The organism is Dyadobacter bucti, from assembly GCF_005869225.1.
GTDB lineage: Bacteria > Bacteroidota > Bacteroidia > Cytophagales > Spirosomataceae > Dyadobacter > Dyadobacter bucti.
Window position 1 is genome coordinate 1262946 of sequence record NZ_SWFP01000002.1, and the last position, 23556, is coordinate 1286501.

General features: G+C 45.7%; 20 protein-coding genes. 8 read left to right on the forward strand and 12 right to left on the reverse strand.

Features of this window, described 5'->3' with window-relative positions:
- Positions 1–158: 158 nt before the first annotated feature.
- Positions 159–629: a response regulator gene (locus FBF61_RS09985; RefSeq protein WP_138477041.1), complete on the reverse strand. Its 471-nt coding sequence runs from the start codon at positions 627–629 to the stop codon at positions 159–161.
- A 183-nt stretch (positions 630–812) separates the two neighbouring features.
- On the reverse strand, positions 813–1247 hold the full coding sequence (locus FBF61_RS09990; protein ID WP_138477042.1) for a response regulator: 435 nt from the start codon (positions 1245–1247) through the stop codon (positions 813–815).
- A 300-nt stretch (positions 1248–1547) separates the two neighbouring features.
- Here FBF61_RS09990 and FBF61_RS09995 point away from each other — a divergent pair, with 300 nt between their 5' ends.
- The 4 genes from FBF61_RS09995 to FBF61_RS10010 all read left to right on the forward strand — a co-directional run bounded on the left by FBF61_RS09995 (position 1548) and on the right by FBF61_RS10010 (position 5905).
- Positions 1548–2126: a porin family protein gene (locus tag FBF61_RS09995; RefSeq protein WP_138477043.1), complete on the forward strand. Its 579-nt coding sequence runs from the start codon at positions 1548–1550 to the stop codon at positions 2124–2126.
- A gap of 310 nt (positions 2127–2436) precedes the next feature.
- Positions 2437–3822, forward strand: coding sequence for a GAF domain-containing sensor histidine kinase (locus FBF61_RS10000; protein WP_229214988.1), 1386 nt, complete (start codon positions 2437–2439; stop codon positions 3820–3822).
- Positions 3823–3938: 116 nt separating this feature from the next.
- A complete protein-coding gene (locus FBF61_RS10005) occupies positions 3939–5060 on the forward strand; it encodes an AI-2E family transporter (RefSeq protein WP_138477044.1) in 1122 nt (373 codons plus the stop codon).
- A gap of 161 nt (positions 5061–5221) precedes the next feature.
- Positions 5222–5905, forward strand: a complete 684-nt coding sequence (locus tag FBF61_RS10010; protein WP_229214989.1) for a porin family protein — start codon at positions 5222–5224, stop codon at positions 5903–5905.
- Between the two features lie 104 nt (positions 5906–6009).
- Here the strand turns inward: FBF61_RS10010 and FBF61_RS10015 are convergent, their stop codons facing one another.
- Positions 6010–7461 (reverse strand): SDR family oxidoreductase, encoded by a 1452-nt coding sequence (locus tag FBF61_RS10015; RefSeq protein WP_138477046.1) that lies wholly within the window; start codon positions 7459–7461, stop codon positions 6010–6012.
- Between the two features lie 77 nt (positions 7462–7538).
- Positions 7539–8681: an AI-2E family transporter gene (locus tag FBF61_RS10020; protein WP_138477047.1), complete on the reverse strand. Its 1143-nt coding sequence runs from the start codon at positions 8679–8681 to the stop codon at positions 7539–7541.
- Between the two features lie 326 nt (positions 8682–9007).
- Here FBF61_RS10020 and FBF61_RS10025 point away from each other — a divergent pair, with 326 nt between their 5' ends.
- Both FBF61_RS10025 and FBF61_RS10030 read left to right on the forward strand, forming a co-directional pair.
- On the forward strand, positions 9008–9910 hold the full coding sequence (locus FBF61_RS10025; protein ID WP_138477048.1) for an alpha/beta fold hydrolase: 903 nt from the start codon (positions 9008–9010) through the stop codon (positions 9908–9910).
- A 93-nt stretch (positions 9911–10003) separates the two neighbouring features.
- Positions 10004–10861 (forward strand): helix-turn-helix domain-containing protein, encoded by an 858-nt coding sequence (locus FBF61_RS10030; RefSeq protein WP_138477049.1) that lies wholly within the window; start codon positions 10004–10006, stop codon positions 10859–10861.
- Positions 10862–10883: 22 nt separating this feature from the next.
- Here the strand turns inward: FBF61_RS10030 and FBF61_RS10035 are convergent, their stop codons facing one another.
- The 4 genes from FBF61_RS10035 to FBF61_RS10050 form a co-directional block, all read right to left on the reverse strand.
- Positions 10884–14063: a CBM96 family carbohydrate-binding protein gene (locus FBF61_RS10035; RefSeq protein ID WP_166444492.1), complete on the reverse strand. Its 3180-nt coding sequence runs from the start codon at positions 14061–14063 to the stop codon at positions 10884–10886.
- A 511-nt stretch (positions 14064–14574) separates the two neighbouring features.
- A complete protein-coding gene (gene tal, locus FBF61_RS10040) occupies positions 14575–15699 on the reverse strand; it encodes a transaldolase (protein WP_138477051.1) in 1125 nt (374 codons plus the stop codon).
- Positions 15700–15770: 71 nt separating this feature from the next.
- On the reverse strand, positions 15771–16121 hold the full coding sequence (locus FBF61_RS10045) for a hypothetical protein (protein ID WP_138477052.1): 351 nt from the start codon (positions 16119–16121) through the stop codon (positions 15771–15773).
- 482 nt (positions 16122–16603) lie between these two features.
- A complete protein-coding gene (locus FBF61_RS10050; RefSeq protein WP_138477053.1) occupies positions 16604–18172 on the reverse strand; it encodes a carbon-nitrogen hydrolase family protein in 1569 nt (522 codons plus the stop codon).
- An 852-nt stretch (positions 18173–19024) separates the two neighbouring features.
- Between FBF61_RS10050 and FBF61_RS10055 the strand changes: the two genes are divergently transcribed.
- Positions 19025–19450 carry a transposase gene (locus FBF61_RS10055; RefSeq protein ID WP_138477054.1) on the forward strand — a complete coding sequence of 142 codons (426 nt, stop codon included), beginning with the start codon at positions 19025–19027 and terminating at the stop codon, positions 19448–19450.
- A 13-nt stretch (positions 19451–19463) separates the two neighbouring features.
- Positions 19464–20546 (forward strand): transposase, encoded by a 1083-nt coding sequence (locus FBF61_RS10060; protein ID WP_138477055.1) that lies wholly within the window; start codon positions 19464–19466, stop codon positions 20544–20546.
- A 103-nt stretch (positions 20547–20649) separates the two neighbouring features.
- Here FBF61_RS10060 and FBF61_RS10065 read toward each other — a convergent pair whose 3' ends face one another.
- The 4 genes from FBF61_RS10065 to FBF61_RS10080 all read right to left on the reverse strand — a co-directional run.
- The gene (locus tag FBF61_RS10065; RefSeq protein WP_374756608.1) at positions 20650–21186 is read right to left on the reverse strand and encodes an MFS transporter; all 537 of its coding nucleotides are present in this window, start codon (positions 21184–21186) and stop codon (positions 20650–20652) included.
- The gene (locus FBF61_RS10070; RefSeq protein ID WP_138477057.1) at positions 21171–22091 is read right to left on the reverse strand and encodes an MFS transporter; all 921 of its coding nucleotides are present in this window, start codon (positions 22089–22091) and stop codon (positions 21171–21173) included. The genes FBF61_RS10065 and FBF61_RS10070 overlap by 16 nt, the downstream gene beginning before the upstream one ends.
- Positions 22092–22144: 53 nt before the next feature.
- Positions 22145–22894 carry a metallophosphoesterase family protein gene (locus FBF61_RS10075; RefSeq protein ID WP_138477058.1) on the reverse strand — a complete coding sequence of 250 codons (750 nt, stop codon included), beginning with the start codon at positions 22892–22894 and terminating at the stop codon, positions 22145–22147.
- Positions 22891–23556: metallophosphoesterase family protein (locus tag FBF61_RS10080; RefSeq protein WP_138477059.1), on the reverse strand; the 666-nt coding region annotated here is incomplete at its 5' end. The genes FBF61_RS10080 and FBF61_RS10075, both read right to left, overlap by 4 nt.

A 23556-nucleotide genomic window follows, 5' to 3' on the forward strand; every position in this document is an offset into this window, starting at 1 on the left:
ACCTTTAAAAGGCACACGCTGACCAATCCATCACAAGATAAGGGGCTGTTTGAGCTGGCCATAACCCGCCAATCGATGAATCCTTTCTCGAAAAATCCTTATTTTATACAATTCCCTGAAGCAACCGGCACCGGGCGGGTCCCGGGTAGGGAAGTTATCTATTGGTGGACAAAAAAAGGCGCTTTTGAATTGTTCCAGTCCACGCTGAGGGCCTCGCTAATCACCTGCTCAAATTCCACGAACGACAGGGGTTTTCTAATATAACCTCTTGCTCCAAGCCTTTCCGCTTCGTCAATAAATTCCTGGTTATTGCTAGTCGATAAAAAAATCACGGGGACGCCGCTCGTTTCGACTTGCCCGCGCATTCTGGAAAAGCATTCTAAACCGCTCATCCGGGGCATATTAATGTCCAGAAAAGTCAGCGACGGACGGGAAAGACCAGACAGTATTTCCAGAGCGTGTACCCCATCCGTCGCCACCACTACGTGTGGAACCTGTTTTAACTGCCCTACTACCTGGTGAAAAAGAAAAACATCGTCTTCATCATCATCTGCCAGCAGTATAAAATCTATCCCCTTTTCGGACATCTCTGAACCCATATAAAAATCTTCGTCACTAACGCGGGGCAAATTTTCCCTTTAAAATCCAATAATCCAAATTTAGCTTAAAGACACGGTCTTCTGTCACACAAAAATCATCCTTGCTTTGATCTCTCGCATGATGAGGGCTTAACAAACAAATTTGCCTTTGATCATCTGTTTTCAAAATCTTTTCCGGTTGAGGCGGTCAAACCCGTAAAATACCATTTCACTTCAGGAATTTTCCCAGTTATACCTACCTGGAAGCACGGCAAGCTGCCAATAACTGCAGATGGCAAACATTTGCTCTTTGAGTTCCTCGTAACTCCGAGGCTTCAGATAGAACCCTTGCACCAGTGACATATAAGCGTCATCGACATCCTTTGGATTAATCGACTCGGACAGAAAAATAAAAGGGATCGATCTTTTTTTGAGGTTCTCGTCCGAATTAATCAGTTCTTTCAGTTCAAGGCCGGTAATCTGCGGGATGTGCAGGTCACAAAGAATGAAGAACGGACGGGTTACCGTTTCCCTTAAATAATCGATAAGCTCATAACCATTATCAAAATTAATCACCTCACTGGTGCAGCCAATCTCGCCCAGCGCGTTTTCAACCAGGAACCTGTCGTCCGGGTCCCCGCCTACATATAATATTGGTCCGTTTTCCATGGAAGTTTTTTATGGCGAAGATGATAAAAAATGTAAGCCAGTAAGACGACAGGGGCAATCCATCGCGATTATATCAAACTCTCCACAAATTATCTGCCGCTTTCTCAATTTTCGTCGACCCACTGCGTAAATTATTACTCAGGCTTCAAATAAGGCTAATTCAGGTTTGGATTATTACGCTTTTTGCTGGCACTTATCCGAAATAATATTTTAAGAGAATCCATTGCAGCTGGGTAGCACGGACTTTTTAAACGGTTCTAAAAAATCATTACAATTCTAAAAATCAAAAAATACGCTACCATGAAAAAGTTTATTTTAGCAGTGCTTGTCGCAGCGATCACCAACACCGCATTTGCACAATCATTTAGCATAGGCCCCAAAGCAGGGCTTAACGTGAGCAATTATACGGGTGGAAATATTGACTCGGAGGCTTTGGTTGGCTATCACCTGGGCGGGATACTTAATTACGGTTTTGGCAATGTTTTCTCGATCCAGCCCGAGGTCCTTTTTTCAACGCAGGGTGCGAAAGTACAAAATGACGGCGCACGTTCTGATTTCAAGATCAGCTACATTACGGTACCTGTAATGTTCAAATTTAAAACCAATGGCGGCTTTTACGTGGAGTTCGGTCCGCAAGCCGGGTTCCGCTCATCCTCAGACATCCCGGATCAGACCATTAACAATTTTGCAAAAAACCTTGACCTGGCGGCGGCAGGTGGCATAGGTTACCAGTCTCCCATCGGCCTTGGGGTAGGTGTGCGGTACATTGCAGGACTTAGCAAAGTAGGCGATTTTACAGGAAGCAATATTGACCCTGATTTCAAAAACAGCGTCATCCAGGCCAGCTTGTTCTGGGCAATCCCACTGGTTAAGAAATAAAACCGGGTAGCCTAAAAAACCACATTGATTAGTATGTTCGAGATAAAATTGTGCAGCGAAGGTAATTACCGTTTAAAGCAGATTGAGTTCAATGCGTCGTACTAATGGTTTAGCTGCCCTTTCGGGGGCAGCTTTTTCTTTATAGCGTATCCCTCCACTCGTATCCCGCCTGCACACAGCAGGTACCCTTCAGGATTCAGCATGCATTTGTTGCCCAGGTTGCTGGGCAGGTATTTTCTATTATGCAAGATTTATATGCACTGCAGGATCAATATTTTATATACAGAAATATCCGTCATTTATTACGAAAATGGAAATGCTTACTGTGGACAGGCAATTTATGAATAGGGCTACTGCTGCAAAGGAAGAGGAAAGGATTACTGCATTAAATAGTTATCACATTCTGGATTCGTTGCCTGAAAAAGATTTTGACGATCTGACTTATCTGGCATCCCAAATTTGCCAGACACCGATTTCACTGGTGTCGCTGATAGATGAACAAAGACAGTGGTTTAAATCTCACCATGGGCTCTCGATCGGCGGCACGCACCGCGACCTCTCGTTCTGCGCGCACGCGATCAATGAGCCTGACAAAATCATGGTGGTGACAGATGCGAGAAAAGACAAGCGATTTGCCGACAATCCGCTGGTTACAGGCCCCCCGTCTGTCATTTTTTATGCCGGCGTGCCGCTGGTTGATAGCAGTGGTTTTGCCCTGGGTTCATTTTGCGTTATCGACCATTCTCCAAAACAGTTATCCGACCAGCAGCTGTCCGCCTTAAGAATTTTGGCAAATCAGGTCGTAAGTCTTTTAGAACTCAGGAAGCTTAAATCGGAATTAGATACCGGTGAAATCAGCTTCGAGGACAGACTTGAAAATCTATTGTTACAACGAACACAGCAGTTGGCCGATTCCAATAAAACCCTATCTGAGGTGAACCGGAAAGTTGTCAAGAAAAACGAAGACTTAAAAAAATCAAACCTGAGCCTGGAACAATTCGCTTTTTTTGCCTCCCATGATCTGCAGGAACCATTAAGAAAGATTCAGGCATTTAGTGACCTGGTCTTCAAACGCCATGCACACCAATTGGGTGAAGGTGCCCAATACATCTCTAAAATCCGGTCCGCCGCACACCGGATGTCGGAGTTGGTGAATAATCTGCTAACGCTTTCCAAAGTGTCCGGCAGTCCCCAGGTAAATTCCCTGATCTCGCTGGATTGGGTACTTCAGACAGTTTTGCTGGATCTGGAGCTGGTCGTTTTGGAAACAGGGGCAGTTGTAAAAAGTGATCCTTTGCCAAAGATTATGGCAGAACACACGCAACTGTGCCAGGTATTTCAAAATCTGATCAGTAATTCCCTGAAGTTCAGGCGGCACAATGTTCCGATGCAAATTGAGATCCGGTATAAAAAAATGGCAAAAAATGACTTACCGGTTTCTGTGCATCCGACAAAGAACAGTGAAAATTATCACCTGATTGAAGTTGCGGACAATGGTATCGGATTTGATCAGGATCAGGCCGGCAGCATGTTTCAATTATTTCGAAGGCTTCACGATACGAATAAGGTTTCCGGCACCGGTATTGGTCTGGCGATCTGCGAAAAGGTTATTACCGGCTACGGCGGTATCATATCTGCCGAAGGACAGAGGGGACAAGGGGCAACATTCAGCATCTATCTTCCTGTTCAACAATAGGTTTCCCATTGCTTTTTTGACACACCAAATGCGTGCGCATCCCCATTCGTGAAAAATCCGGAAGCACAAAACCAATTCCAGCGCAATAAAAAAACAACATTAAAATACAATCCTATATGGTCATCTCTACCCCATTCTACACCCGTCTCGCCCAAGTTTTAATCAGCATTATCTGCCTGGTCTATATTGCCATCATAGGACAAACCCTTTTGGCACCACTGATCTTTGCGCTTCTATTTTCACTTCTTCTGCTGCCATTCGCCGGAACTTTGGAATACAGGTTCCATTTCCCCAGGGCGCTGTCTTCGGCGGTTTCCCTACTGGCCCTGATCGGTGCGATTGTGGGGATATTTATCCTGCTGGGTTCGCAACTCACAGCATTAGCGCAGGATTGGCCGGCTTTCAAGCAGCAGGTACTGGATACAACCACTGACTTGCAAAAATGGATCGAGGTAACCTTTCATATAGATAGTCGGGAGCAGATGGACTACATCAACGACTCGGCATCGAAAGCGGTCAATACCGGTACCACTATTTTGGGGCACACAATCCTTTCGGTCTCTTCCATTTTGTTGTTCCTGCTTTTTACTTTCCTGTACACATTTTTTCTGCTCCTGCACAGACGGTTGCTGCTTCGCTTCATCGTTTCGGTATTTGACCAGGAGCACAGCGTGATTGTCTACGACATCGTGAGCCAGATCCAGTACATCGTAAAGAAATACATATTCGGGCTTTTTCTGCAGATGTTGCTGGTGACAGGTCTTTCCTGTATGGCATTCTGGCTGCTCGGGGTCAAATACGGCCTTTTGCTTGGATTAATTACCGGAATCTTGAACCTGATCCCCTATATCGGCATTCTAATTGCCCTGCTGCTAGCCAGCCTGATCACCTTCGCAACCGCCGGGACCAGCCAGTTGATCTTCGTTGCAATCGCGATAGTTGCCATTCACCTTGTCGACAGCAATTACATCATGCCAAAAATCGTCGGATCCAAAGTGAAAATAAATACACTTGTGGCACTGATCGGACTTGTACTTGGGGAAATGATCTGGGGAATCACCGGCATGTTCCTATCTATTCCCGTCATTGCTATTTTTAAGGTGATCTTTGACAGGGTACATGGCCTTAACCCCTGGGGAATTTTGCTGGGCGAAGATGATAGTGACCCTGGGTCAAAACCCGCCATCCGGGAAATCATCGACGATGAGAACAACCAGGGCCGGATGGCAAATGCCTGAATCAGGAAGTCCCCACCAGTTCTTCCCCATTTCCTTTCCAAGTATCGTTTTCATTTTGCAGTGGCATCCATTTTTATCCAAATAAAAGATCAGTTCTTTTTAAATGTATGGTATCGAGATTAATCACCTTTTGTCTTTTCATTTCTTCATATCAGCCAATCATGGCGCAGTTCAAGTTAGATTTGGAAGGCGGTGTTGTATTGGGAACAAATTACAACGACATCCGACTCCCTGGAACGAGCGGGACGCTGGTCGATGTTAATAAACAACTTGAAATATCCCCACGCATATTTTACCGGGTAAGGGCTGGTTATACCATAGCTGACAGGCACACAATCTCGGCTTTATACGCACCGCTCACTGTAAAATACTCGGGTTCATTTGACCAGAATGTCAATTTCAACAATGCCGTTTATAACCAAAATGAAGATGTGCGGTTCGATTACAAATTTAATTCCTACCGACTTACATACCGGTACGACTTTGTCGTATCAGGACTTTGGAGGGCCGGGGCTGGTTTGACCGGAAAAATCCGTGATGCGGATGTCAGGCTTCGAAATGCCTCAACCGACAGGCATTTCAGCAACGTTGGGTTCGTGCCCCTGGTTAACTTCTATGTGGCATACAAACCTGCTGCACGCTGGACCGCTGTCCTGGAAGGAGATGCTTTGGCTTCAAAATTTGGCAGGGCCGAAGATATATTTGCCGGCTTATCCTACGATATAAATCCTAATTTCAGCATAAAACTGGGATACCGTGTGGTGGAAGGCGGGGCTGACAACGATGAAATATATAACTTCACCTGGATCAATTACGCCTCGGCGGGAGTGTTAATATCCCTTTGAAAGTTTCCCCGACCGGGCTATTGATTCACCTGATGCGGTAATGCTTTCCAGCGACCGCAATTTACTCCTCCGAAGTTTGATTTTTATTGCGCATCAATTCGATCTTATCCCCGTTCCTGAAACCGGATCAGGTTATTGACCATCCCTTCAAAAACGAAAAAATGGAAGGGAAGCACTGAGTACCAGTACAACCTGCCCAGCAACCCTTTGGGCCGGAAGGTGGCTGTTTGATGCAGGAAATTTTTGTTATCCTTTCGGACGATCTTAAATTCCAGCCAGGCTTCGCCCGGAAGCTTCATTTCTGCGTACAGCAGCAATCTCCCATTGGGTTTGTCGGCGGCCAATACACGCCAAAAGTCCAGCGTGTCACCGCTATTGATGCTATGTGCATTGGTGCGGCCCCTTCGCAGCCCCACCCCTCCGAACATTTTATCCATAAATCCCCTCAGTTTCCACATCCAGTTCCCGTAGTACCATCCGCGCCCGCCCCCTATCGACCATATATTTTTTATCACCTGGTCAATGTCACCAGGGATTTCCTTTTGTCTTTTATCGGTAAAACAGCCTGCTTTTGGAATTCGGATATGCTCTAGCATGTAATTGCTGACATAGCTGGAAACGAACGAATCTTTCCAGCTCGAAACGACATTGTTCTGTTCAATTTTTTGAAAAGCAAGCGCAACCGATTCCCGATAGGTAAGCAGCTTGATACCCAAATGCTCAGCAAGGTCATTTTCCCTGGCAATGACTTCTACCTTCATACTGTTCACCAAGTTAGAGGCCAGCTTGAAAGAGGTCGAAGTAACGAAATACAACCAGTAAGAGGACAGTCTGGGTGTCATCACAGGTACCGAGATGATAAACCGTTTCAAGCCCCGGATCTCGGCAAACTGCATCAGCATTTGCTTGTAGGTCAATATCTGCGGACCTCCCACATCAAACGAGCGGTTAAATGTCTCTTCTTTGAGCAGGACGCCGGATAAGTATTCAAGAATATTACGGATCGCTATCGGCTGGCTTTTTGTGTTCAGCCATTTTGGGGTAATCATAACCGGTAACTTTTCCACCAGATCGCGGATGATCTCAAACGACGCGCTGCCCGATCCCACAATGATTCCCGCACGGATTGCCGTCACGGGAATGTTGCTGTCAGTCAATACCTGCTCCACTTTTTTTCTTGAAGACAAATGTTTGGAAAGATTGTCCCCATTGGCGATTCCCCCAAGGTAGATGATTTGTTTGATGCCGGTGTTTTCAACAAGTTTTACAAAGTTTTGGGCGGAGAATGTTTCCATTTTCTCAAAATCCCCCGACTTAGAGCTCATGGAATGGATCAGGTAATAGGCTGCATCCAGATTCCCCAATGTTTGGGGCCCGATATTTTCGTTTAAAAAGTCAATTTCCAAAACGGATATCCCTGCATGCGTATAAATGCCTTCCGTGGGAAAACGCCCCTTGTCCCGCACGCAACAGATCACCTGATGCCCGTTTTGGAGAAGGACTGGCAGCAATCTTTTACCAATATAACCGGTAGCACCTGTAAGCAGTATCCTCATAGCTTGACTACGGCAAGTATAAATAAAAAAACAATGGCGAAACTATGCATCATTACCGGCCGGATATTACCGGCAGCCTAGGTGACCGGGCCTTCACCGGAGGTTTGGACCTGATTGATTTTCCAGCGTTTGAGAATGATTTTTCCCGAAAATCTTTTCAAATGGTACTGTTCCGGTTCCCCGATCATAAATCCGAAAGCTTTCATGGAAGGTATGGCATCAAAAACGACTTTTAACACTGCCGTGATCGGAATTGCTAGTATCAGACCGGCCAATCCAAAAAGCATCCCGCCCAGTAGCAGCCCAATCAGCGCCATCAACGGATTGATACTCACCTTGCCTCCGACGATGTTGGGCGTCAGAAAATTCCCTTCCAGGAACTGCACAATCTGGAACCATACAACCACACCCAAAGCATACCACGCGCTGTCTCTGGTTGCCAACGCAAACAACGCAGGAAGCACTGAACCTATGGCTATCCCAATGTATGGCAGCAACATCAGCAGGGAAGCAAGTATCCCAAAGAACCAAGCATAGGGAATTCCAAGCAGCAGCAGGCCAACTGTGTTCAATATAGCTACAATGCCCATGACCGTCACCAGGCCAACCAGGTAACTTTGGACAACGTAGTATATTTTGTCTAAAACCTGACTAATAAGCTCCTTGGATGTCGATGTAAATGCGTGGAAGAAAAATTCACGAAAAAAGTCACGGTAATAAAGTAGGAAAAAAGTAAATAACGGCACAATAACGACTCCGGCCAGGATACTCCCCACTGAACCGAAAGCCGCCCCGACGATTACGCCGGCATTGGACACAACCTTATTTGTAAAGTTGGTAATCTGCTGGGTGATTTGTCCCTGTTCAATTCCGAAATGGATGGTGACCCATCGTTGTATGGTATTAAGAATACTGATAAACCGTACTTGCAGGTCTTCTCCGTTAGCGCCGATAACCAGTACCTGGTGTATAATGAACCAAACCAGGCTGCCAATCAGCACAACAGCGATGATCACTGACAACAGCGACGCGGTGACCCTGTTGATTTTATACTTTTCGAAAAAACGGGTCACCGGAAAAAGAGAGATCGCCAGCAGGATGGAAAACATTAATGGTACCAGAACACTCTGCAGGGTATACAGCAAGGCGATGATCAGGACCAAACATATCAGGGATGCAGCAAGCCCGACACTCTTTTGATTTTGGTAAATTTTAAGCATAATTTAAACTGAGTAGTAAAATGGCAGAAATCGTCTGTCGGCGCAAAACATGATGTTTGTATTGTACGCCTTGTAAAGTACCTCAGTAAAAAAATCAAGCCGTGCCTGCCCACCCTTTACGCATTGCAGTGCCATATTTAACTTTGGGCGGAACAAACGGGTTGATTATTTAATCAAAATTTCACCTTCCGGGAAAAATGTACCAGGCACTTTGCCTTTTATCCATTCTTCGGCGCGCTTTAACCTGCCATCTTTGTAATGTCAAAACAACGACAACCAGCTAGCGGTTAGCTGGTTAACTTACAAAACTCAATCTTACTACCCAGATGAAAACTATTGCACTTACAATCGCATTTTTTACTTTTATCCAAAGTCAATTTTTATTTGCACAAACGAGAAAGCCCTCGTCCGCCGGAAGGGAAGAGTACATTGAGGTAGAAAAAAATGTTAAACTGCATGTGATCGACCTTGGCGAAGGCCAGCCGGTGGTCCTCATTCACGGATGGCCGCTGAACAATGCGATGTATGAATATCAATACCAGTACCTGGTTGAAAAAGGGTTCAGGGTAATCGGCATTTCCCTCCGCGGTTTCGGTAAATCCGACAGGCCCTACGGAAAATACGATTTCGACACTTTCTCCGACGATATCAAAGTGGTTTTGGAAAAATTGAAGATCGAAAATGCAACGCTGGGAGGATTTTCGTTGGGAAGCGCCGTAACGCTCCATTTTGTTACCAAATACAAAGGAGCACATATCAGCAAGCTAGCCTTATTCGGCGCAACCGGCCCATCATGGAAACAACGCGAGGGCTATCCTTACGGCATCTCCGACCAGGGCGCAGCTGACCTGATCCAACAGACTAAAACCAACCGGCAGCAATTGGTATCAGGTTTTGGAAAAGGTTTTGCCGGTCAGGAGGGCGGACTTTCCCAGGAATCGCTCAACTGGCTTGAAAGCATTAATCTGGATGCATCACCTTACGCTACTACACAGGCAATCACTGCATTGCGTGACCTTGACCTCCGTCCCGAGCTGGCAAAAATAAAAATACCTGTTGCGATATTCCATGGTGTGAACGACAAATTATGTGACTTCTCCCAGGCAGAACAGCTGAACAAAGCGATCAAAGGTTCCTACCTGATCAGATTTGAAAAAAGCGGACACGGACTATTTCTGGAGGAAATGGATAAATTTAACGCCGAACTCGAAAAATTTGCAAGGAGCTAATGATCCGGAAGTCCCGGTGAGTTTGCTGATTGCTTCGCCGGGACCTTCAATCATTTCGGAACATATGAACACCAACCCCTTATTAGGATAGCCATGAGTACAACCGTATTCAACAATAATTTAAAGACATTGGGACTGCTGCACGTAACCCGGGACCAAACGGACACCATCAACGGCCCCGACTATAAACAATATATCAAAATCCTTTATCTGCCGGTTGGCTACAAGCTTAGGGTAGATTTTTCCCGTTTTGAGACGCAGCAGCCGACTCTTTTCTTCATCAGCCCCAATCAATATCTTGAATTGGAAGAAGCCGGCCAGGAAAGCGGCTATTTCATTTTCTACAACCGCGATTTTTACTGCATTCAGATCCACGATCAGGAAGTTGCCTGTGATGGCCTGCTGTTCAACAACATCCGGAACATGCCCAAAGTAGAAGCTTCGGAAGCAGACATTGCTTTTTTAGGAAGCATGTTCAGGGAGCTGATACAAGAATTCCAATTGAATGATGGCTCGCTGGAGGAAATGGTCCGGACTTACCTCAAGCAACTCCTGATCAGGGCTACGCGTTCATGGAAAAGGCAGCATCTGGAGAATGCAGTGAGCGAACAGCAAAGCGATCTGGAATTTTTCCGCAAGTTTACCAGGCTCGTGGAAGAGCATTATAAAACCAAACACACCGTAGCCGATTACGCGGATTTTTTATCCATGGCACCGAAAACGATCACACACAAGTTCAACCGCCTCAGGCTGCCGCAGCCCAACGAGGTGATAAAGAACCGTATCATACTCGAGGCAAAACGGCTGCTGGTACATACGCCGCTCACGGCAAAGGAGATCGCCTATGATCTTGGTTACAACGACCCTGCGTATTTCAGCAGGCTATTTATGACTAAAACGGGTGAATCACCATCCAGTTTCCGGGCGAACTTTTTGGCGGCCGCTCATTGACATCCGTGGTAACCTAAAAGCGTCAGTCAACCACCAGCATTTTAATGAACTCCGTAGCGGCAGCCGATCGCACTTTGAGCACGTAGATTCCTGCGCTCAGCGAGAGTTCCGTAATATCAATTTCCGACTTTGCGCCCGGTTTGCTCTGCTGCGGCACATTGACTTTATAACTACGGCCATTTTGATGTATCAGGTTAAGGGAAACTTCCCCTTCATGCTGATCTGCGGTTTCAAGTGTAAATTTGTTACGGACGGGGTTGGGATAAATAACTGATTTTTCCACTTTCTCCCGAGACGTCCCGACTAAAACTTCCTGACTTATCCGGGTACCCGAAATGGGTGGTTCAGCTGAATAAATAACCAGTTCCGGCGGATTTGGGGAAGTCTCCCTGCTCTCGAAGATAAGCCTTTTGTTCCTGTTATTCGCATCCTGGAGCAGTATCGTCGCCACCTTGTCCCCGGCTATTTCAGCCCGGATGAAATTTGTCACATCTACCTCATAATATCTCGGGGCATTACCCACTTCAACAGAACCTAATGAAGCGCCCGACGGTGCCGGGGCATTGTTCCAGGTAATCCCGTTTTCTGTCCAGCTGTCATTGCCGACAGGGAAAGCAGCGGGCCAAACGTGGTCAGCATCCTGGTAATTTTGCCCAAAAATCCGGAGTTTGGCAGAAGTTACCTGTGTTATGCCTGTCAGCGAAAATTTCAGGTACGAAGACCTGGAAAGGCCGTCGCCGGTCACACTTTTCACCTCCAGGGCAGGGTCACTCCCATAATTCACCCCCGCGTAGCTGCCATTGCGTACATAGGCATCTGCGATGGGAGACTTTACAATTCTCGGTACGGGGTTGATCAGCAGCACTTCAATGGCTTCTACCCTCGGCTTATCGGCAGCGCCGCTCATAAATGAAATGTATAACATTCCGTCTTTGACCGTCACAGGTATCGTCTCTTTAATAGCCCTTAACGCGCCGCCGGCTTTGGCAAAAATATCATAATTCCTCAGCCTGGTCTCGTTTTCGATCCCTACTGCAAAGCTCCGCCTGCCGGCTCCCCCCGGACCTCTGCCCGGCACACCAAACCAGGTTTCTGCAAAGTGCAGCACAACATTGTAGTTGCCATTTCTGACCGGTATATTGTAATCAAAGCCCTCAGAGCTGCGGCCTGTACGGTAGAGTTCATCGTCCGTTGTGTTCAGGATATCCACGCCGGAAATGCTGGTAGTGCCGTCCAAACCCGTAAAGTACTGATCGGCCGTGAACTGCCGGTTACCCGATGCTGAAAAAGCCGGCCCGCCGGCATTGATACGCAATCTGTCGTTGGCTGTTAATGCCAAAACTTTGACCTTGACCTGTTCTTCATCGGACAATCCGGGAAAATCGACGGAACTCACTTTTACAGAAAACGTAAAATCCCCCGTTGCACCTGGTGTCCATCTGAAAGAGCCGCTGGACGAACCGATGGTTGCGCCAGCGGGGGCGTTGACCAGAGAATAGGTTTTAAGCTGGTTTCTGTTCGCCCGCGAAGTGGCTACAAAGGATACCTCCTGGCCAACAATGGTTAGCTGGTCGTCAATATCGTTCAGGACCAGTGTCGGGTCGGGTTCTTTGACAATCAGCCTCACCGACAGTGTAGCGTCCGCATAACCCGGCGCGCGCGCGGTAACAGTGGCATAATGAGTTCCCAGCGACATGGCCTCACCGCTTGCTCCGAATGTCAGGGCTCCCAGTGAAGCAGACGGAGGCACGAGCCAGCTACTCGCCGGCGACTGCGACAGAGAGATCACGGGGTTTCCTGTATTGGTGGATAAGGTAGCCACCTGGCGCGAAGGGCTGCTGCCCATGACGTGTGTAAATGTCAGTGATGCAGGGGAAAATGAAAGTACTTTATTCGAAGATTCGGGTCCCAGCTTGACGATCCAATAATCGGAAGTGCCTTTCACCGCTCCGGTTTTCTCCCCTGAAATACCAGATAACGATCTCCCGCCCAGTACGTAGCCACCATCGGAGGTTTGCTGGATTTCAGCAAGCTCGTCCGTAGCATCTCCGCCAATGGTTTTGTCCCAAACCCTCGCTCCATTCCCGGCCAGCTTGATTACCCAGAAATCGGAATTTCGGTCCGTCCCCCGCGGCCCTTCGCTTTTGTCCGGTCCGGCGCCCATGTTGGAACCAGCACCGAGTATATATCCTCCGTCGGCTGTTTGCCGGATTGAGCTCACTGCGCTCAAATCCGAACCCGCATCACGCTGGCCGATCAGCGCTCGGTCCCACTGTTGTGTACGGTCGGCTGCGAGCTTTACCACCCAGGCATCCCGGTCATATAAATCATCTTCGGGCGCGCCGGGGCCATTCGTATCTTTTGAGCCTCCCATGGCATACCCACCGTCCGAAGTCTGAATAATGGAATATAACATTTCATCCCCCTGCCCGCCAATGGTTTTGTCCCACTCCACCGTACCGTTTGGCCTGAGTTTCACGATCCAGAAGTCAAAGCCGCCATGCGACGCCTCAGTTTTGTCGCCACTTTCGGGCGATCTGGACCGGCCCCCGATGATGTAGCCTCCATCATTTGTCTGTGCCAATGAGCTGAAAAGATCACTGTCGCCTCCTCCCAGCGTTTTGTTCCACTGAACATTCCCTGTGGCAGACAATTTTACTACCCAATAATCGATTTCACCTCTCAAACTCTCTGTTTTGTCGCCTCCCGCACCGGACTCCGAGTTCCCTCCGACAATGAACCCTCCGTCGGATGTCTGATAAGTAACCAGCGCCGTGTCATGCCCCTGTCCGCCTATGGTTTTATTCCAGAGTATTGTGCCGTTCGAAGACAACCTGATGATCCAAAAATCACGTTCGCCCTTGCTGTTTTCGGATTTGTCCAAGCCTGCATTGGCAGCCGAACTTCCGCACAGAATATAGCCGCCATCCGATGTTTGCCGGATCGACCCCGAAAGCCCGTAGTCACTGGCCTTAATGGTCCGGTCCCAGGTTTTGGACCCGTTCGCGGAAAGCTTGACGATCCAGATATCAGCGCCACCGACAACCCCTTCCGTCTGGTCCCCACCTGCCGGAGCCGAGGACCGTCCGCACAGGATATAACCGCCATCTGATGTTTGCTGTAAAGATGTTAAGTCGAAGCCATAGACTGAACCAAAGGTGCTGCCAAAGTTCTTATCCCATTGAATAGCCGGCTGGGCCAACAGTTTTATCTGCGGTAGCAAACAAAAAGCAAAAGCCATCCAAACAGGAGAAAAAAGTGCCCGATGTGCCCTGTTAACGCATCGTATTAAAGATTCTTTCCGGGGCAATAACAGAGATATTATGCCACTTTTTAAAAACCGTTGAGTTTCCGATAAAATTGTTTGCATAAGTCCTTGTAAAATAAATAGTTGTTGAGATAATTTCACGTGTTATCATTGATGATAAAAGTTATTTACCAAGAATAATACTTATCATTTTACTATTTATTATAACTTTAATTACATCCTCTCTTAATCGAATTATTGCCATTTGGCAGCTTTACCCGGATATCACAAATTCGTTGGATCAGTAGTGACTTGACACGCGATCCTCATCAATCCTTTATCAGGGTTACGAAAAAATATGCCCGGATACCGCAAAGCAATAATCCTTGGAAAACTGAAAAGGACATAACGGTTGATGCGCTCAGGTGGGAAAACCTTGGCCCTGGAAGAATGAATGGAGGCAGTATTAAATCGGGCTTGTACCGAAAAACTTCTTTGCATCATCTTTCTGTTTACCTATTGCATCGAGCAGTTTCCGGAATGGCACTATAAACTTTTCAATTCCTTCTTCTTCCAGCTGTTTCGTCACAGCGCCCATATCGATACCGGCATCATCGATCCGTTCCATGATACCTTCCGCTGTTTCCAAATTATCTTCCAGACGGCTTGCCGGAGTACCATGATCACGGTAGGCTTCCAGTGTTTCGAGAGGGATTGTATTGACTGTATCCGGTCCTATCAATGCTTCCACATACCTGGTATCTTTGAAAGCCGGGTTTTTGTTGCTGGTACTCGCCCATAAAAGGCGCTGGGGCACAGCACCTTTCTCAGCCAGCCTTTTCCAGCGGTCTGTGCTGAACACGCGCTTGTATATCTGATAGGCTAGTTTTGCGGATGCAATCGCCACTTCGCCTTTCAGCTCACCAAGTCCATTCTGGTCCAGCAACGGATCAACCAGAATATCGATCCGGCTCAGAAAGAAACTGGCGACAGACGAAACCCGGTCAACCGGCAGGTTATTTGCCACTCTTTCCTCCAGTCCACTGATGTAAGCTTCGGCAACCGCTTCATAACGGTCAAGACTAAAAAGTAAAGTTACGTTGATGTTGATGCCTTCGCTGATGGCCGTCCGGATCGAAATAAGCCCGGACTCTGTTCCTGGGATTTTAATCATAACATTATCCTTCCCAACAGCTTTCCACAGCTCTCGCGCCTGATCAATGGTCGCGTGGGTATCCTCGGCTAAAAACGGGGAAACTTCCAGGCTTACATAACCGTCGGCACCGACAACCTCTTCTTCATTATAAACATTTGATAACAGATCACAGGCCTGTCTGATGTCTTCGACAGCAAGCGCGAAAAAGATTTGTTCATTGGTCTTATCACCTTTTGAGAGGTCGGCAATGTCTGCGTCATAATCAGTGCTGCTGCTGATCGCCTTTTCAAAAATTGCGGGATTGGAGGTAACCCCCCTGACACCATCTTCTTCGATCAGCTTTTTCAGTTCTCCTGATAAAATGACTTTTCGGTCAATGAAATCCAGCCAGATACTCTGGCCGAAATCGTGTATTTGCTTTACTTTACTGGTCATAACAATCGTGTTTTTGCGTTTAAAAATTAGTGGCGGGCCAGCCCTTGCTTAATGATGACCATAGCGAATGTTCATTGCTGATCGGTGCTTACAGATCCCATTCGCAGCGCAGCCGAAAGTGCTGCTAGCAGCGAAGGCATTTCACCTTCCGCACCGGTTTCAGGCGCAATCTGTGAAACATTGGCAGCAATTGCTTCCATCTGGCCGGCGATCCCCTCAGAATCCGATGGCTTTGCCAGGAGCAGTGCTTTGAGCTCGTCAAGCTGATGGGCAATTGGCTGTGTGCTCTCACTTTCTGAGAGGATTCCGATCCACTGATCCATTAATTCGATGCCGCCGTGCGTGGTAATGGATTCTTCACTGCCCATCAGCAGGCTTGTTGTTGTCTCTAATAATTCAGTAGTATCCGCGAGGCTTTTCATATTTGATGAATTTAGTGATTAACAGTTATCCGGTTGGATACTGGGAATTGGCAAGCGTTATATGCAGGCAGGGAAATTGGATGCCGGTTGGCAAACAGACTATTTTCCAGTTCAAAACCGGATGTGTGAATCGGAGGTAAAGCAATAACCATACATGCGAAGCTGTGCGTGTCTTACATCCGGCCAGCTTTATCTGGCAAACATTCAGATAAAAGACTGACAAACTATTAATTAGCAAAAGTCATACCGCGACTTTCCATCCATTTTCAATGTCAATGGAACTGCCGGGCCTGTGTATTTACAGAACCATTTTCATCAGTAATTTAAAAGTTGGGGCTGCCCTTGCCGGTAATGGGATATTTGCCCGGGCATTACCATCAGGGAAATTATGATTGCACTCATGAGACCTACATTTCCCTAAATTATAAAAAGCTGCCCCTTTTCGGAGCAGCTTTTTATCTGTTGGTATTCTGCATCGAGTGTCAGGCACTGGTGCCATTTGTCTTATCCGCAGATGTACGAATTATTGAATAAATATCAGATCTTCTATCTTTTAAATTTCTGACACTTCCAAATTGATTCAATTCGCGTAACATGTCAATATCTACGTCGGCAATTAAAATCATTTCTGTATTCGGGGTTGCCTCCGCTTTTATTCCATTGGTAGGAAACGAAAAATCGCAGGGGGTGAAAACCATGGATTGGGCGTATTGAATATCCATGTTGTGAACTTTCGGCAAATTTCCGACACTGCCCGCAATGGCAACATAGCATTCATTTTCAATCGCTCTTGCCTGAGCGCAATTCCTTACCCTTGAATAACCATTTTGAGTGTCGGTCAGGAAGGGCACAAATAAAATATTCATTCCTTCGTCTGCCAGAATGCGGCTTAACTCGGGAAATTCGACATCATAGCAAATCAGAATGCCAATTTTTCCGCAGTCGGTATTGAACGTTTTTAACATGCTTCCACCCTGCATACCCCAGACTTTGGCTTCATCCGGGGTAACGTGCAACTTTTCGAACCGTTCAATCCCGCCGTCCCTTTTGCATAAATAACCTACATTATACAGACTATTGTCAACGACCTCTGGCATACTTCCCGTAATAATGTTGATATTGTACGATATGGCAAGCTCTGAGAAGCGAGTTACAATTCTGTCTGTATATTCTGCCAACCTTCTTATCGCCTCCGATTCTGCGAGGTGGTTGTAGTCGGACATTAAAGGGGCATTGAAAAACTCGGGAAACAATGCAAAATCGCACCTGTAGCCTGATACCGCATCCACAAAATATTCCACCTGCTGCATCAGTTCATCAAAATCATTATACAACCTCATTTGCCATTGTATCAAACCTAATCTGATGATCGACTTTTTAAAGGCAGCCTGATCCGAGCTTTTCTCATAGTAAACATTGTCCCATTCAAGTAGTACTGCATATTCATTCGAGTCGACATCCCCTTCCAGATACCCCTGCAGGATTCTGGCAGGGTGGAAGTCATTTGACAATTGAAAATTTAAAACAGGATCGTAGATGTCCTTATTTCGAACTTTTTCGATGTATTCCTTGGGGGACATGGAATGAGAGTATTGATGGAAATTGGGGATCCGGCCACCAAATACAATTCCTTTCAGATTTAAATTCTCGCAAAGCTCTTTTCGGTAATCATACAAACGCCTTCCCAATCTCAGGCCACGGAATTTAGGCCGTATGAATACATCAATACCGTATAAAACATCTCCATCGTTTGTGTGAGTCTTGAAACTGTAATTTCCCGTTATTTCTCTATACGTATGTTTGGAATCAACTTTGTCGTAATCCACGATAATGGACAATGCGCAACCGGCGAGTTCATTATCAACTCTTATGCCCACTTGCCCCTCGTGAAAAATAGAGATCAGTGTTCTGATGTGATGTTCTTTCCAATACGCATTCGGCATATTCGAGTAAGTCTCGATCATCATTTCTTTGATCTCCTTGTAATCTTCCGGTTTTAGAAAAACCAACTCAATATTCTCAATGGACTTATTGTCTTTGTTTGTCTCCATGGTGTTTTTTACCGGTTACCTATCTTTTGTAAGTAAATGCCCGGGGTGGGGTTGTTTAATGTGATTTTGTCCCGACTATTGTCCCGAAAAGCAAAAAACCGCCCCAAATTACTTGGAACGGCATTTCGTGGAGATGCAGGGAGTCGAACCCTAACAGTAACCGATTTATTTTCAAAAACTTATAATCCCACAAAATGCAGCAGTCCCGAATTTGCCTCTCAATTTGAAAGTTACATTTAGAACATCTTTTTTCTTGTTCAAAGATACAATCTTCAATCGTTCCCAGCAAATGTCAGTACAGTTACAGTCCAAATGTTACCTCTGTAAAAAGACAGGCATCCACGTGAGATATAATGTTGTATTGGAGATTAGCAAACAACTCATAACATCAATGAATTTGTTCTCGCTGGCAAATCGTTACAAAGAACCGTAAAGATGAGTTTGAAAATGCCTGCTAGATAATGTATCGGACCTGCGCTAGTAAGTTCATCAGTCCAAATCTTTGGTGTCTTAATTTTAATCCGTGGCGTGCATCCAAGATCTTCTAATGGAATTCAGTTTCAAAACTCAGTTTTCTCCAAGCATTAAAATTGCAAGTTTGTCTTCAATTCTTTCGTAATTGACATTCCTACAAATCACTGACAGTACAGTTTAAGGTCTATCCGCCTAGTATAACATAATTAGATTTCATGAACTACTAATCTGTACCAATTGTCTGGTGTTTTATGTCAACTTGTAACGGCATGGCAGTCGAATGCCGGAGTACGAAAAAACCGTCGTGGCTGTTGCACAACTCTATGAAAAACCGCCTAAATCCTTTCCATAACTGCTAGGATTTTTGTAACTTCAGGAATGCAAGGAAGAAAAAATTATTCCGAGAAGCTGTTTTTAAGCTTTCAGTTATCCGAGCGGATTCCGAAGGATAATTTTTATAGAAGGCTCAGAGAGACTTTGGATCTACAATCCATTTATAAGGAAACCATAGAGCTTTATGGAAGCACTGGAAACCCATCCATAGACCTGGTTGTGTTCTTCAAGTTTATGCTGGTCGGTTACCTGGAAAATATTACGTCTGACCGTAAACTGGTAGATCACTGCTCGATGCGCATGGACATTCCTTACTTTTTGGGCTTTGATATTGACGAGCAATTACCCTGGCATTCAACTATCAGTCGGACCAGACAATTATATCCAGCTACCGTTTTTGATTCTCTGTTCAATAAGATATTTGCCTTGTGTGTTGATAAAGGCATGGTTAGCGGACTCGGCACCTATTAAGGCGAATGCTTCAATGGAAAGTCTTGAACTGAAAAGACCTTTTCAATCTATTGAAAGGCACATTGAAGCCGTAGACGCCGAAAACCAAAATCAAACAAGCACTGCTGTAACTTCCACGGTGGGGTTGATCACTGCTCAGCAGCATCATTTGAAGCGTGTTAAACATATTCATGATAAGCTGCGTAAAAATCCGGTCGGAGCCAGCGGCGCTTCTCATAAGAAAGCTCAGTTGTTTAGTAATAAAACGCATTATAACCCGCATGACCCGGATGCTCGTATTTCAGTAAAGCCTGGCAAAGCAAGAAAGCTTAATTATCACTGCAGTATGGCAGTAGATACTGCTCAGGGCGTAATCAGCCATATCCAAGCTGACTTTGCAGATGGAAGAGACAGTCAGTATCTGCCAGCAATGACTGTGCAAATTCAAAAGCGACTGAAAGCGAATGAGCTTCGCATGACTGAGCTGTTAGCAGATGCGGGATACTCCAATGGCTTTAATTATGAGTTCTTGGAACTGAGGAATCTCACACCCTGGATACGTGTTTTTGGCAAATACAAACCAGAAAGGCAGTGGGTTACTTATGACAGGAAAGAAGACGTCTTTACCTGTGTCATGGGTAAGACAATCCCTTTTAAAGGCTTCGATCGATCCGCAGACGGAAAGCCAATAAAAAACTACCGAGCTTCAAAAAGAGATTGCATCCCCTGTGTTCTAAAAGAATCCTGTACGCCTAAGTCCCTGTTTAAAAGGATTTTTATGACAGCTTATGAAGATCATTACCATAGAGCTTATGAAAGACAACTAAGCAGGCGCGGGAAACGGATGAAACAAGTGCGACAAAGTACGGTAGAGCCGGTGTTTGGAAGCCTTGTCCATCATTACGGATTAAGTAAAATTAATGTTCTGGGAAAAGCCGCGGCACATAAGGTGATGCTGATGGCAGCAACCTGCTTCAACCTCAAAAAGTACCTCAAAACATTTAAAAGGAAATTGGCAAATAGTGCAGCAATGGATACCATAGCGCACTTAACCGGCGCATTGTTTACGCCCTCGATTGCTTTTTACCTTGAAATTTTTGAAAATCTCACAAGTTAGATCTTTGAATTCCTCAGATTCAATTTGTCAGGATAGTTCCGCAACGGCCACCACCGATTAATTTAGCGGGTATCTGGTATCGATAATATCTATAATGCAGCGATTAAATAAGGAAGGCCTTCGACTCTCTATGATATACCCAGGTAAGAAATATAAGAAGTAAAGTGATTGCGGTAAAGATTAGGCTCAAGTGATCGTTGGTCAATAGAAATCCGCCGATCAAAGCCCCAAAAGCTGAACCAGCATCTCTAAACGTAGCATTATTGGATACTGCCTGTGTTACATCAGCCATTCTTACAGACGCTGCACCAGCTGCAAGGGATGAATTGACATTATAAAATGTAAATACAATGATCAATCCTGCGACCACCCAGCCGTTTGCTGCCAGAAGCAAACCTAGACAAATTAGTAGAATAGAGGCTGAGTAGATATTGGGAAGTCCATATCGATCAGCAGACCAACCTGCAAAAGGTGAAATTAAAAGAGAGCAAATCCGTCGAAAGCTCAAAAATCCAGAAGCTGCGGCAGTAATTTCAATCGGTGACCAATTGGGTTTTTCATCCAACAGCAGGGCTCCGATCAAAACCACAAGCATACCTTCCACTGCAAATGCCCCTAAAAACGCTAAACGGTTAAAAATCGAAGGAAATGATACTTTGAAGCTGAATTTTCGGCTCGGTGCCCGGTCTCTCTCTCTTTAAGTTTGAAGGCAAAGTATATTCCTGGCGTCGAAAGGAGTGCAATCACTAAAAAAATCGATCTAGGATTAATTACTTCAAAAAGCAATGGGCCGATCAATAGTGCCAGCAGCGGCCCGGACTCGACGATACTTTGGCTCACTCCCAGGGCCAGGCCTTTTTTGGGATAATCCATGGCATAAGTAACTGCCCCAACGCGAAGGACAGAATACGATATACCCCATAAAACCCTGAGCACTAGCAAAGTTACAATGTCAAAACCTGCACCGTAGCCAGCTGTGGCAAATACGGAAAAAGTAGCCGCAACAATCACTGGTAGACGAAAACCCAAACGACTGAAAACGCGCAGGATCAGCGGATTTAGCAGAATGCGTGTAAAGCGGTTGATTGACAAGATGGTTCCTATCCAAATTATCTGAACTTGAATGCTGGAAGCGTTTATCGGTAGAAATGAATACAGAAATGCATCGCCCATCAAAGCAAACGTCAAGCTAAAAGACGCATACATTGGCAATTTCATTTCCGTGATATGCTTCTGCACCCTTATCTGATCGTTTAATTTAGGCCTAACAAATCTTAATTTAACTATATAGCTGTTAGCTGGGTGATGATAATCAGGCAAATGTACCCTCTTGCCAGTCAGCTGGCGGATTGGATCATTATTAAGCTCATCATCTCTGGTGAATACCTTCACTTTTCCTATGGCGCTACCTCCACCGATAGACAATTGTATCACTACTATTCCACCATTTGCCCCAAGAACAGCAGGATAATCAATAAGGGAAGATAATTGATTGCCTATTTCATGCGGTTTCTCCCGAACCGAAAGAGGAGAGCAAGTTGCCACAGTGGTAAAGAAGACCGAAAACTAAATCATCAAACCTTTCATTTCGATAAAGGTTAATATGCTTTCCTTAGATTATCTGCAAATGCATTTGGAAGCAAGCTGAACTCTACGGCCTTCGCTGCTTTTTCGACATCGTATTCAACCCTTACAAATTCAACCTGAACAGCATCCTTAGACTTGCTGTTTGCCATTTGGTCAATGTTGATAAGTACATAGCAAGCACGCGCATCGCCATCTTTGGGTTTACCGACAGAACCCGTATTAACCAGGTGATGAAAATGGTCAATGCCATGCTCACCCGAATTAATAATCCGGTGATAAGGCTTGTGAGAGTGCCCAAAGCAAAGGATATCCGCTTTAAATTCCTTGACCAGTTCCAGCGTGTACTGCTCTGATAGCTCCTGCAACAGATATTCGTTAATGCTTCGCGGGCTTCCATGGACCAGCAGCATATTGAGCTGCTGATCATTAAGTTGAAATTCTAACCTGAGATGCCTGGGAAGTGTTAATAGGTAATCCCTTTCCTTGCTTCCCACCAGCTTGTAAGCATACTCACTATTTTCTTCCTTGCTGCACTCGTCTTGCGATGAAAGTATTTTCGAAACTTTCAGGTCGTGATTTCCTGCAATGGTCGCAATACCATGTTTGTGGACCAGACCAATTACCTGATTAGGCCAAACGTTGTAGCCGATCAGATCGCCCAGACAGTAAACCGCATCAGGCTGTTGTTTTTCCAGATCTTCCAACACCGCCTCGAAAGCGGGAAGGTTTGCATGGATATCAGATAGTAGTGCTATTTTCATTTTCCCAGACGTAATGATTCCGCATATGCATCAGGAAGGATACTGTCTTCTACGGCTTTCGCCGCTTTTTCAACATCGTACTCAAAACGTATAAATTCTACCGTAATACTATCTTTACCTGATATTGATGCATCCGCATTAATATTCAGGATCACATAACCACCTCTTGAATCTCCATCCTTTGGTTTACCCACCGATCCAATGTTGATTGCATGACGGAAATGGTCTGTCCCATCTGTTTGCACCGAGTCCAGTATCCGGTGATAGGGTTTGTGCGTATGACCGAAAAGCATCACATCTGCACTAGCCTTCTCCATGATCCTCAGCATACTTTTTTCATCCCGGTCTTCAAACAGATATTCGTTGATCCGGCGCGGGCTGCCATGCACCAGAAGGACCGAAAGTGGTTTATCATTTAACTGGAAATCCAGACGAATGTGCGCCGGCAGCGTTCTTAAATAAGCCCGCTGCGCGTCCCTGACAATCTCATTTGTAAAGGCAATGGACATCTTGCCATTTTCGTTTTCTTCCTCTGTCTTATACGCGCAGCCGCAGTCGTCGCTGGTTCTTCCGATTCCAAAATCGTAATTGCCGGCAATGGTAGGGATTCCCCGCTTTCTAATCTGGTCTATAACTTCATTAGGCCAAATGTTATAACCGAC